Origin of the sequence: Bradyrhizobium sp. (assembly GCF_028868675.1) — a bacterium.
Classification (GTDB): Bacteria; Pseudomonadota; Alphaproteobacteria; order Rhizobiales; family Xanthobacteraceae; genus Bradyrhizobium.
This window is the reverse complement of the sequence record NZ_JAGWUA010000161.1, coordinates 1-11,375: the sequence shown is the minus strand read 5'-3', so window position 1 is coordinate 11,375 and position 11,375 is coordinate 1. Positions and strand designations below refer to the sequence as shown.

Below are 11,375 nucleotides of genomic sequence, written 5' to 3'. Positions count from 1 at the left end.
GGCGAAGCATATGATCCCGATCATATGGCGAGGATTACAGAAGAAGCCGCAGGAATCGCGCGTCACGTGCCGGACTGGAAATCCCTATCGCTGGAATTTCCGGTTCTGACGGCGTTGCCGGATTACGCGCGGCGGTCGACGCGGCTTCTGGAGATTCCGCGCGGGAGCATGATCTTCCGCCGTGGCGACCGTCCCCGAGAGATATTCTTCGTGCTTTCAGGAGAGGTGCAACTCGTCCGTCGCTCGAGGTCCGGCGGCGAGATCGTGCTGCAGCGGACCCGTCGCGGCTTTGTGGCCGAAGCCAGCCTCGACCAGCCGGCCTACCACTGCGATGCGGTGGCCGCGGAGACTTCGCAACTGCTGGCGATCCGGCAAACGGCTTTCGCGAGTGCGCTCGCTGCCGCCGAGTTTCGCGACGCTTGGGTTGCTCACCTCGCATGCGAGCTTCGAAAGGCGCGCGCGCACGCGGAACGGCTGAGCCTGAAGACCGCGCGCGAGCGAATCGTCCATTTCATCGAGACCGAAGGCAAGGCGGGTGCGGTCGAGCTGAAACATTCGAGAAAGGATTGGGCGGCCGAACTTGGGCTGACCCACGAGGCGCTCTATCGCACCCTGGCACGCATGGAGAAGGATGGCGAGCTGACTGTCGCGCGCTCAAGGCTGATCTTGCGGTAGTGGGTTCTTGATTGCCCGTGGGGCACATCATGCAGCGAGGATACGAACGCACGTCCGCTGTTCGAAACCACGCTGCCGCGCCTGCTCACTCGCCCTGGATCCACTCCGCCATGCCGTGCCAGAGCAGGTCGCGGTGCTCGAGGCGGAAGAAGCCGAAATGGCCGATCTTCTTCACGCCAGCATCTGGTGGTCTCACCGTCAGCATCTCCGGCTTGATCGCTGTGAAGCCGGCGCAGAGCATCTCGACCGCCGGCAGCGTTGCCCAGGGATCGTCGGTGAACTGCAGCGCGCGGAGTGCGCCCTTGAATTTTGCGAAATTCTGCAGCGCCGGCAGCTTGGAGTCGAACAGATAGCGCGGGCTGCTGACCCATTCGGCCCATTGCGTGAACACGCCCTTGGGCAGGTCCTCGCCGATCCCGGCCCAGCCGGGTGCGTAGCCGAGCATGTGGGTGAGGGGGACGCCGATGAAGTTCATGAAGGCGTAGACGCGGTAGCTCTCCGGCGGCGTCATCAGCTTCCAGGTCGCCGCCTGCCCCGCGACGAACAGGGCGCGGGAGATCTCCGCGTTGTTGTCGATCAGCCCTAGCGCCTGCGCACCGAAGGAATGGCCGACATAGGCGAGCGGCAGGGTATTGTAGCGCTCGCGCATCCAGCGCACCGCGGCGGTGACGTCGAGCGCCGCCCAGTCTGCCATCGAGGCCTTGAAGCCGACCAGCGATTTCGCCTGATTGTAGCCGACCAAAGCCTGCTGGCGGGAGTCGCCGATGCCGCGATAGTCGTAGGTCAGGACGGCGCAGCCGCGATGGGCGAGGTAGGAGGCGAAGGCCCGATAGACCTTGCGGGGAACGGCGGTGGCCGAGCTGATCAGCACGGCATGGCGCTTGGTCCCGCGCGGCAGGAACAGGCTCCCGGCAAGCGAATACCCGTCGGCGGCGGGAAAGGTGATGTCGTCTACGAAAACGTCGTCGCGTGCCGCATCCATGACCGCCAACTTACCGGACAATTGGGCGTTTCCTCCAGCAAATGTGAATCTTGCTTTTCCCGCAAGGGCTTGCGTCGACGGCCGGATTTACAACTGGCAGTCTGCCCACAGCCTGTGTATAACGCGGCCCTCCGCAGCGTGCTGACTAAGTTGCGGTTTTTGCTCAAGGAGTTGATACGATGTCCGAGCGCTGGACGCCCGAAAGCTGGCGCAGCAAGACGGTCCTGCAGGTCCCCGATTATCCCAATGCCAAGGCGCTGGCCGACGTCGAGGCGCAGCTTGCGACCTTTCCTCCACTGGTATTCGCCGGCGAGGCGCGCAACCTGAAGAAGGCGCTGGCGCGCGTTGCGGCCGGCGAGGCCTTCCTGCTCCAGGGCGGCGACTGCGCCGAGAGCTTTGCCGAGCACGGCGCCAACAACATCCGCGACTTCTTCCGTGTGCTGCTGCAGATGGCGGTGGTCCTCACCTATGCCGGCGCGGTGCCGGTGGTGAAGGTCGGCCGCATCGCCGGCCAGTTCGCCAAGCCGCGCTCCTCGCCGACCGAGAAGATCGACGGCGTCGAGCTGCCGAGCTATCGCGGCGACATCATCAACGACATCGCCTTTGCCAAGGACGCGCGCACGCCCGATCCGCAGCGCCAGCTGATGGCCTACCGGCAGTCGGCGGCCACGCTGAACCTGTTGCGCGCCTTCGCGACCGGCGGCTTCGCCAATCTCGGCAGCGTGCATCAGTGGATGCTCGGCTTCCTCAAGGACTCGCCGCAGTCCCGCCGCTACAAGGAGCTGGCCGACCGCATCTCGGACGCGCTCAACTTCATGCGCGCCTGCGGCCTCGATCTCGAGAGCCATCCCGAGCTGCGGGCCACCGACTTCTACACCAGCCACGAGGCACTCCTGCTCGGCTACGAGCAGGCGCTGACCCGCGTCGATTCCACGACCGGCGACTGGTACGCGACAAGCGGCCACATGCTGTGGATCGGCGACCGCACCCGCCAGCTCGAGAACGGTCATGTCGAGTATTTCCGCGGCATCAAGAATCCGATCGGCCTGAAATGCGGCCCGTCGCTGAAGGCCGACGAGCTCTTGAAGCTGATCGACGTGCTCAACCCCGACAACGAGCCCGGCCGGCTCACCCTGATCGGCCGCTTCGGCGCGGACAAGATCGGCGAGCACCTGCCGGCGATGATCCGCGCGGTGAAGCGCGAGGGCAGGGCGGTGGTCTGGTCGTGCGATCCCATGCACGGCAACACCATCACCTCGACGACCGGCTACAAGACCCGGCCGTTCGACCGCATCCTGTCGGAAGTGAAATCCTTCTTCGCGATCCATGCGGCCGAGGGGACGCATGCCGGCGGCGTGCATCTGGAGATGACCGGCAAGGACGTCACCGAATGTCTCGGCGGCGCGCGCGCGATCACCGACGAGGACCTCAACGACCGCTATCACACGGTCTGCGATCCCCGTCTCAACGCCGAGCAGTCGATCGACATGGCGTTCCTGATCGCCGAGCTCTTGAAGCAGGAACGCGCCGGCAAGGTCAGGCCGATGCCGGCCGTAGCGGGCCTGTGACACTTGCTGCGGCTCTGGAAGGCCACGATCAATTCGCGGAACGGTCTGGCCTTTGCGATCCGCTCGGAGCAGGCCGTCCGCGAGGAGATTCTTGCGCTGTTGTTGTCGGTGCCGCTGGCCTGGCTCGTCGGCGCGACCATCATGCGCACGGTGGAACTGATCTGCGCGGTCGCGTTCGTGCTGGTGGTCGAGCTCCTCAACACCGCCATCGAAAAGCTCGCCGACCGGCTGACCTTGGACCGCGACAAGCAGATCGGCCTGGTCAAGGACATGGGCTCGGCCGCGGTCGGCGTCGCGCTGCTGATGGCGGGCGGCTTCTGGATTTTCGCCATCGTCGAACGGATGGGTTACATCTAGCGGCATGACCGAGCGCGCCAGCCAGTTCGCGGTGACCCTCGCCCAGCTCAATCCGGCCGTGGGTGACGTCGGCGGCAATGCGGACAAGGCCCGCGCGGCGCGCGCGCAGGCCAAAGCCGACGGCGCCGACGTCGTGCTGTTCCCGGAACTGTTCATCGCCGGCTATCCGCCCGAGGACCTCGTGCTGAAGCCCGCTTTCCAGGTTGCCTGCCGCGCCGCCGTCGAGCAGCTCGCACGCGAGACCGCCGATGGCGGCCCGGCGATGCTGATCGGCACGCCCTGGGTCGAGGACGGCAAGCTCTACAATGCCTGCGCGCTGCTCGACGGCGGCCGCATCGCCGCCTTGCGCTTCAAGGTCAACCTGCCGAACTACGGCGTGTTCGACGAGAAGCGGCTGTTTTCGCGCGGCCCAGCCGCCGGCCCCGTCACCATCCGCGGCGTGCGGGTCGGCGTGCCCGTCTGCGAGGACATCTGGCTGGAAGAGTCCGAGGACTACGAGAACGTGGTCGAGACGCTGGCCGAGACCGGTGCCGAGATCGTCCTGGTGCCCAACGCCTCGCCCTACGCGCGTGCCAAGAACGACGTGCGGCTGTCGGTGGCGGTGGCGCGGGTGACCGAATGCGGCCTGCCGCTGGTCTATCTGAACCAGGTCTGCGGCCAGGACGAGCTGGTGTTCGACGGCGCGTCGTTCGCGCTCAACGGCGACCTCTCGCTCGCCGCGCAATTGCCGGCGTTCGTCGAAAGCACCACGACGCTGCGTTTCACCAGGAACGGCGACGACTGGCGCTGCACCGGTCCCATCGCCGAATTGCCGGAAGGCGACAAGGCCGACTACGCCGCCTGCGTGCTCGGCCTACGTGACTATGTCGGCAAGAACGATTTTCCCGGCGTGCTGCTCGGCATCTCCGGCGGCATCGACTCGGCGCTATGCGCGGCGATCGCGGTCGACGCGCTCGGACATGACCAGGTGCACGGCGTGATGCTTCCGTATCGCTTCACGGCGCAGACCTCGATCGCCGATGCCGGCGAGCTCGCGGGCCGCCTCGGCATCCGCTACGAGGTCTTGCCGATCGCCGACGCGGTGAATGGTTTTGAGACCATCCTCTCCGACAGCTTCAGTCATCTGCCACGCGACATCACCGAGGAGAACCTGCAGGCGCGCACCCGCGGCACGCTTCTGATGGCGATCTCCAACAAGACCGGGCTGATGGTGGTGACGACGGGCAACAAGTCGGAGATGTCGGTCGGCTACGCCACGCTCTATGGCGACATGAACGGCGGCTTCAACCCGATCAAGGACATCTACAAGACGCAGGTGTTCCGGCTCGCCACCCTGCGCAACACGTGGAAGCCGGACGGTGCGCTCGGGCCGTCGGGCGAGGTCATCCCGCCGGACATCATCGCGCGTCCGCCGACCGCCGAATTGCGCGAGAACCAGCTAGATCAGGATTCGCTGCCGCCCTATGACGTGCTCGACGCCGTGCTGGAGCGGCTGGTCGAGCGCGAGGAACCGCTCGAGCAGACCATCGCCGCCGGCTTCGATCGCGCGCTGGTGACGCGGATCGACCATCTCCTCAAACTCGCCGAATACAAGCGCCGGCAGGCCGCGCCCGGCGTCAAGGTGACGCGCAGGAACTTCGGCCGCGACCGCCGCTATCCCATCACCAACGGCTTTCGCGACAATGGCGAGCCGCTGCCGCGGCCCGACGACACGCTGGCGCCCCGCGCCGGCCGCGCCGCGTTCGATGCGTTCGAAGGCTAGGCTAGCGCTGCGGGATGAAGGTCGGTCCGACCGAACGGATCGGCTTGTTGTCCGAGGTAGTCGCACCGGTGTCGGTCGGCGGCGGGGCGGCTTGCGTGCTCGCGGCCGTCGGCGGCGGGGTCGCGCCCTTCCTGGCGCTGGCGGGCGCGGGCTTGGCGAGCTTCTGCTGCTGCATCTTCTTCGCGCTCTCCTCGGTGACGATGATGTCACCCTGTTGCGCGACCGCCGCCTTGTCGTCAGCCGATTTCAGCGCGTCCGCCCAGCTCTGGCCCGCGGCCTTGCAGGAGCAGGACGGATTGAACTCGCTGCGGAACTTGAAGGCAGTCGGTAGCGCGGTGTAGGGCTGGCCGCTGATGGAGACCGCCGCATTCATGTCCTCGCCGGGATTGCGATAGGCGTAGAGGGCCGCTTCCGCGGCCGGGCACAACGCCTTGCAGGTCCTCTCGTCGTCGGGGAAACGGGCCGGCACCGTCGCAAACGAGATTGGGAAATAGGCGCCGTCGCAGGTACGAACGCACACGGTACGAAATGTGCCGGACTGCGGGCCGAGATCGCCGGGAGGCGCGCCGGGATTGGCGTTGCCGCCGAACAAATTGGTCAGGAAATTGCCGCCGCCCTGCTGCGCCTGCGCGGCGTATTGCGGACCGCAATTGTTTTGCGCCAGCGCGACGAGCACCGAGCGGCGCTGGTTGTCGCGCTCCGGGCTGAAGCCGCCGGGGCCGCCGGAGCGCAGCCGTTCCAGGCTGTTGGTGATCTGGTCCAGATTGGCGCGCATCTGCTGGATCTGGGTATTGACCGGACCGCACTGCTCGGACCGGTTGTTGAACAGCGCGAAGAAGCCGGAGGATTCGCACCCCATGCGCTTGGCCTGCGCGGTGACGCGGTCGAGCTCGGCCTGCTGCTTGGCGGCGGCGTCCTGGTAGCGGCGGATCTGGTCGTCCCTGGCGGGGTCCGTGCTGCCGCCGCGATCCAGCGCGGCGAGCTGCGCCTCGAGCCGCGGGCACATCGGGTTCGCCGCCGCGCCCGGCGGTCCTGCCTGTGCGAAGGCGTCTGCGCCGAACGCGAGCGCGCACAGCAGTGCAGTGCCGGCGAAGATGGGACGGGAACGAGACAGGGACAAGAATTCAGGCATATCCGCCATTCTAGCGAGGTCACGGCCGTATCGCCGATGCGCGCCCTCCAATACCCGCTTCTCGGGGCAGCGTCACGTCGTTTCGGAGGCGTCGATGAGGCCTAAACTATGCCAGTTCCGAACGAATTCAGCGCTGGCAGGTGATTGCGACATATTCGTCGCAACGGCCATGGCTGCAATTTGCGCCGGATTTGGGGACGGAGCCGGTAATCTCGTCGGGATCGACCCGGCGATAGGCCGAGGCCTGCGCAAAATCCCGTGACTGGCAATAGGAGCGGGCCGCATGCGCCCCGCATTTCTCGCCCCTGGCGAGGCACTGGTCGACGCCGTAGCCGTCCGCCTGGTTGGCGACGATGAAGATGCGGGTCTCGGCCGACGCGGCGGATGCGACGATGATGAAGGCACAGGAAAGGAGCGCCATGAGGGAACGCATGTTGCACCGTGGGATGAGGAAACCGCCCTCGGACGAATAAACTCAAAAGGTTAAGGATGATTAACCATGGCGGGCGGGAGTTGCGCATTGGGCGGGGAAAGCGGCTTTTTCGCGGCTCTCTTGACGCGGAGGCCCCTGGTGCCCCATGGTGGCCCGCATGAACGGTCTCCTCGCCATTTGCGGCATTTGCCGCGAGATTACGCGCTAGCGAATCGCTGGCTGGAGCCGTCTTTTCTCAGACATTGAGAGCACTGGACGCCCGGCCGACAGCCGATGGGTTTCCAATGGAATTGCGCCTTTACGATACGCTGACCAGGGAGAAGCGGCCGTTCCAGCCGATCGATCCGAACAACGTCCGCATGTACGTCTGCGGACCGACGGTCTATGACTTCGCCCATATCGGCAACGCGCGGCCGGTGATCGTGTTCGACGTGCTGTTCCGGCTGTTGCGCCATCTCTACGGCGAAAGCCACGTCAAATATGTCCGCAACATCACCGACGTCGACGACAAGATCAACGACCGCGCCGCGCGCGACTATCCGGGCCTGCCGCTGAACGAGGCGATCCGCAAGGTCACGGAAGAGACCGGGCGGCAGTTCCATGCCGACGTCGACGCGCTCGGCGCGTTGCGTCCGAGCGTCGAGCCGCGCGCCACCGAGCATGTCGCCGAGATGCGCGCGATCATCGAAAAGCTGATCGCCGGCGGTTTTGCCTACGTCGCCGAGGATCACGTGCTGTTCTCGCCGCAGGCGATGAACGCGGCGAACTCCGTGCTGCCGCACTATGGCGCGCTCGCCAACCGTCCGCTCGACGAGATGATCGCCGGCGCCCGCGTCGATGTGGCGCCCTACAAGCGCGACGTCACCGACTTCGTGCTGTGGAAGCCGTCGAAGCGAGGGGAGCCGTCCTGGCCCTCGCCGGCGGGCATCGTGGCGCAGGGGCGTCCCGGCTGGCACATCGAGTGCTCGGCCATGGCCTGGAAGCACCTCGGCGAGCATTTCGACATCCACGGCGGCGGCATCGATCTCGTGTTCCCGCATCACGAGAACGAGGTCGCGCAGAGCTGCTGCGCGTTCCACCAGTCGCGCATGGCCAATGTCTGGATGCACAACGGTTTCTTGCAGGTCGAAGGCGACAAGATGTCGAAGAGCCTCGGCAACTTCGTCACGATTCGCGACCTGCTCGCGGATTGGCCGGGCGAAGTGCTGCGGCTGAACATGCTGAAGACGCACTATCGCTCGCCGATCGACTGGACGTTGAAGGCTCTGGAAGAGAGCGCCAGGACGCTGGATGACTGGTATCGCGTTGCGGCTGACGTCACGCCCGGCAAGCCGGCGGCCTCCGTGATCGAAGCGTTGCTCGACGATTTGAACACGCCGCAGATGATCGCGGCGCTGCACGGCCTGCGCAACGATGCGGACGATGACGGTGTCTTCGCCGCCTCGCTTCGACTGCTTGGTTTTCTGTCGGAAAGCGCGGCCGCGTGGGACAACCGGAAGCGGCAGGCGAGCGGTGTCGATGCCGGCGAGATCGATCGCCTGATCACGGAGCGCTCGGCCGCGCGCGCGCGCAAGGACTTCAAGGAATCCGATCGCATCCGTGACCAGCTCGCTGCCATGGGCGTCGCCATCAAGGATTCCAAGGACGGCACCACCTGGGAGATCGCGCGATGAAAAAGCCGGACACGCCGTTCCCCAGGCATTGGCTCTACTATATCGCGCTGAAAATCCTGCTCATCGCCGGCGCGGTTGCGCTAGCGCTGAAGCTCTATGGCTTGTGGTGAGGACCATGGGACAGACCTTGCCAAAACCCGCGCTGCGGCCGTTCCTGCCCTCCGACGTGCCGGTGTGTGCGGCGATCTTCGCGGCAAGCATCGAGGAGTTGACCGGCGACGACTACAGCGAGGCGCAGCAGGAGGCCTGGATCGAGACGGCCGACGACGAAGAGGCGTTCGGCAAAAAGCTTGCCGGCGCGTTGACACTGATCGCAACGCTCAGGAATTCGCCGGTCGGGTTTGCCTCGCTGCGCGGCCAGGACCACATCGACATGCTCTATGTGCACCCGAGCGTGGCCGGCCAGGGCATCGCCTCGATGCTGGTGGATGCGCTGGAGAAGCTCGCCGGCGGCCGCGGCGCCAAGAGCCTGACGGTCGACGCCAGCGACACTGCGCAGCACTTTTTTTCCAAGCGCGGCTACGTGGCCCAGCAACGCAACAGCGTCACCGTCAACGACGAATGGCTCGCCAACACCACGATGAAGAAGACGCTCGGCAACGCGCCCGCGTCGGGAGCGCCGCAATGAGCAAGGAGCGCCTCTATCTGTTCGACACCACGCTGCGCGATGGGGCGCAGACCAATGGCGTCGACTTTACGTTGGCCGACAAGCAGGTGATCGCCGCGATGCTGGACGAACTCGGCATCGACTATGTCGAGGGCGGCTATCCCGGCGCCAACCCGCTCGACAACGAGTTTTTTGCGGCCAAGCCAAAGCTGTCGCAGGCCCGCTTCACCGCCTTCGGCATGACGCGCCGCGCGGGCCGCTCGGTGTCCAACGACCCCGGCGTTGCCGCGCTGCTGGAAGCCAAGGCGGACGCCATCTGCTTCGTGGCAAAATCCTCCGCCTATCAGGTGCGCGTCGCGCTGGAGACGACGAAGGAGGAAAACCTCGCGTCCATCCGCGACAGCGTGGCGGCGGCGAAGGCCTCAGGCCGCGAGGTGATGCTCGATTGCGAGCATTTTTTCGACGGCTACAAGGAAGATGCGAGCTTTGCGCTGGCCTGCGCGAAGGCGGCCTATGAGGCCGGTGCGCGCTGGGTCGTGCTGTGCGACACCAATGGCGGCACCATGCCGCACGAGGTCGAGACCATCGTCGGCGAGGTGGTCAGGCACATTCCCGGCGATCACGTCGGCATCCACGCCCATAACGACACCGAGCAGGCGGTGGCGAACTCGCTCGCCGCCGTGCGCGCCGGCGCGCGGCAGATCCAGGGTACGCTCAACGGGCTGGGCGAGCGTTGCGGCAACGCCAATCTGTGCTCGCTGATCCCGACGCTGCGGCTGAAGAGCGAATTTTCCGACGCCTTCGAGATCGGCGTCACGGCCGAGAAGCTCGCGAGCCTCGTCAAGGTCTCGCGCACGCTCGATGACATGCTCAACCGTGCGCCGAACCGGCATGCCCCCTACGTCGGCGAAAGCGCCTTCGTCACCAAGACCGGCATCCATGCGTCCGCCGTGCTGAAGGACCCGCAGACCTACGAGCACGTGACGCCCGAGCTGGTCGGCAATCACCGCAAGGTGCTGGTGTCCGACCAGGCCGGGCGCTCCAACGTGATCGCCGAGCTCGACCGCGCCGGCATCCCCTACGACAAGAGCGATCCCAAGCTGACGCGCCTGGTCGAGGAGTTGAAGGAGCGCGAGGCGGCGGGCTTTGCCTACGAATCCGCCAACGCGTCGTTCGACCTGCTGGCGCGCCGCACGCTCGGAAAAGTGCCGGAGTATTTCAAGGTCGAGCAGTTCGACGTCAACGTCGAGCAGCGCTACAACGCCGTCGGCCAGCGCGTCACCGTCGCGCTCGCGGTGGTGAAGGTCGACGTCGCCGGCGAGCACCTGATCTCGGCGGCCGAAGGCAACGGCCCCGTCAACGCGCTCGACGTCGCGCTGCGCAAGGATCTCGGCAAGTACCAGAAATACATCGAGGGCCTGAAGCTGATCGACTATCGCGTGCGGATCCTCAATGGCGGCACGGGCGCCGTGACGCGCGTGCTGATCGAGAGCGAGGACGAGAATGGCGAGAGCTGGACCACGATCGGCGTCTCGCCGAACATCATCGACGCCTCGTTCCAGGCACTGATGGATTCGGTGATCTACAAACTCGTGAAGTCGGGCGCGCCGGCGTAACGGCAAAATACCGTCATTTGCGACGGGCGAAGCGACGAAGCAATCCGGAATCTCACTGCGGCCGCAGTCTGGATTAGGAGGGGCGCAATCATGATCGACCACGTCTCCGTCGGCGTCAGCGATCTCGATCGCGCCGCGACGTTCTATGAAGCCGCTCTTGCGCCGCTCGGGCTCAAGCGCCTGGTGACGCGGCCTGCGACCGTCGGCTTCGGCAAGGCCTATCCGGAATTCTGGATCAATCTTCGCTGCTGCATGCTGCGCGTGGCAGCCGAGAGCGGCGTGCACATCTGCCTGCGCGCAAAATCCACCGCCGACGTCGATGCGTTTCACGCCGCGGCGCTCGAAGCCGGCGGCGTATCCGACGGTGCGCCGGGCTTGCGGGCGCACGATCGCGTCAGCTACTACGCGGCCTTCATAGTCGATCCCGACGGCAATTGCATCGAGGCGGTGACGTTTCCAGCGGGGTAGGCGCGCTTTGCTAAAGCATGATCCGGAAAAGTGCGAAGCGGTTTTCCGAAAAGATCATGCTCAAACAATAACCTAAAGCGCGATGACGATTCATCCCAATCT

General features: G+C 65.7%; 11 protein-coding genes. 8 read left to right on the top strand and 3 right to left on the bottom strand.

Translation table 11 applies throughout. The annotated features are described in order from the left end of the window. Positions 1-675, top strand: a 675-nt coding sequence (locus KGM94_RS18790) for a Crp/Fnr family transcriptional regulator (RefSeq protein WP_366526254.1), incomplete at its 5' end; no start/stop codon positions are given. An 85-nt stretch (positions 676-760) separates the two neighbouring features. On the opposite strand, the gene KGM94_RS18785 is transcribed toward KGM94_RS18790, so the two are convergent. Then, the gene (locus KGM94_RS18785; protein WP_300262678.1) at positions 761-1,657 is read right to left on the bottom strand and encodes an alpha/beta fold hydrolase; all 897 of its coding nucleotides are present in this window, start codon (positions 1,655-1,657) and stop codon (positions 761-763) included. A gap of 179 nt (positions 1,658-1,836) precedes the next feature. On the opposite strand from KGM94_RS18785, the gene KGM94_RS18780 reads away from it, so the two are divergent. From KGM94_RS18780 to KGM94_RS18770, 3 genes are read left to right on the top strand one after another with little or no spacing between them, the layout of a single operon-like run. Then, positions 1,837-3,225: a class II 3-deoxy-7-phosphoheptulonate synthase gene (locus tag KGM94_RS18780; RefSeq protein ID WP_300262675.1), complete on the top strand. Its 1,389-nt coding sequence runs from the start codon at positions 1,837-1,839 to the stop codon at positions 3,223-3,225. Positions 3,226-3,228: 3 nt separating this feature from the next. Then, positions 3,229-3,582, top strand: a complete 354-nt coding sequence (locus KGM94_RS18775) for a diacylglycerol kinase (RefSeq protein WP_300262673.1) — start codon at positions 3,229-3,231, stop codon at positions 3,580-3,582. Between the two features lie 4 nt (positions 3,583-3,586). Beyond that, entirely contained in the window at positions 3,587-5,344 is a 1,758-nt protein-coding gene (locus KGM94_RS18770) for an NAD+ synthase (RefSeq protein ID WP_300262670.1), read from the top strand. Position 5,345: 1 nt separating this feature from the next. Here the strand turns inward: KGM94_RS18770 and KGM94_RS18765 are convergent, their stop codons facing one another. Then, on the bottom strand, positions 5,346-6,485 hold the full coding sequence (locus tag KGM94_RS18765) for a DUF2865 domain-containing protein (protein WP_300262667.1): 1,140 nt from the start codon (positions 6,483-6,485) through the stop codon (positions 5,346-5,348). A gap of 118 nt (positions 6,486-6,603) precedes the next feature. Further along, the gene (locus tag KGM94_RS18760; RefSeq protein WP_300262664.1) at positions 6,604-6,909 is read right to left on the bottom strand and encodes a hypothetical protein; all 306 of its coding nucleotides are present in this window, start codon (positions 6,907-6,909) and stop codon (positions 6,604-6,606) included. Between the two features lie 284 nt (positions 6,910-7,193). On the opposite strand from KGM94_RS18760, the gene cysS reads away from it, so the two are divergent. From cysS to KGM94_RS18740, 4 genes are all read left to right on the top strand, one after another. Continuing rightward, positions 7,194-8,582 carry a cysteine--tRNA ligase gene (gene cysS, locus KGM94_RS18755; RefSeq protein WP_300262661.1) on the top strand — a complete coding sequence of 463 codons (1,389 nt, stop codon included), beginning with the start codon at positions 7,194-7,196 and terminating at the stop codon, positions 8,580-8,582. A 115-nt stretch (positions 8,583-8,697) separates the two neighbouring features. Then, entirely contained in the window at positions 8,698-9,210 is a 513-nt protein-coding gene (locus KGM94_RS18750; protein ID WP_300262658.1) for a GNAT family N-acetyltransferase, read from the top strand. Then, entirely contained in the window at positions 9,207-10,805 is a 1,599-nt protein-coding gene (cimA, locus tag KGM94_RS18745) for a citramalate synthase (RefSeq protein ID WP_300262655.1), read from the top strand. The genes KGM94_RS18750 and cimA overlap by 4 nt, the downstream gene beginning before the upstream one ends. A gap of 90 nt (positions 10,806-10,895) precedes the next feature. Continuing rightward, the gene (locus tag KGM94_RS18740; RefSeq protein ID WP_300262652.1) at positions 10,896-11,273 is read left to right on the top strand and encodes a VOC family protein; all 378 of its coding nucleotides are present in this window, start codon (positions 10,896-10,898) and stop codon (positions 11,271-11,273) included. Positions 11,274-11,375: the final 102 nt, after the last annotated feature.

Bases quoted from the DNA above. Each gene is read 5' to 3' on its own strand.
- KGM94_RS18785 (WP_300262678.1), bottom strand. From the start codon at position 1,657: ATGGATGCGGCACGCGACGACGTTTTCGTAGACGACATCACCTTTCCC.
- KGM94_RS18780 (WP_300262675.1), top strand. From the start codon at position 1,837: ATGTCCGAGCGCTGGACGCCCGAAAGCTGGCGCAGCAAGACGGTCCTG.
- cimA (WP_300262655.1), top strand. From the start codon at position 9,207: ATGAGCAAGGAGCGCCTCTATCTGTTCGACACCACGCTGCGCGATGGG.
- KGM94_RS18765 (WP_300262667.1), bottom strand. From the start codon at position 6,485: ATGGCGGATATGCCTGAATTCTTGTCCCTGTCTCGTTCCCGTCCCATC.
- KGM94_RS18770 (WP_300262670.1), top strand. From the start codon at position 3,587: ATGACCGAGCGCGCCAGCCAGTTCGCGGTGACCCTCGCCCAGCTCAAT.
- KGM94_RS18740 (WP_300262652.1), top strand. From the start codon at position 10,896: ATGATCGACCACGTCTCCGTCGGCGTCAGCGATCTCGATCGCGCCGCG.
- cysS (WP_300262661.1), top strand. From the start codon at position 7,194: ATGGAATTGCGCCTTTACGATACGCTGACCAGGGAGAAGCGGCCGTTC.
- KGM94_RS18760 (WP_300262664.1), bottom strand. From the start codon at position 6,909: ATGCGTTCCCTCATGGCGCTCCTTTCCTGTGCCTTCATCATCGTCGCA.
- KGM94_RS18750 (WP_300262658.1), top strand. From the start codon at position 8,698: ATGGGACAGACCTTGCCAAAACCCGCGCTGCGGCCGTTCCTGCCCTCC.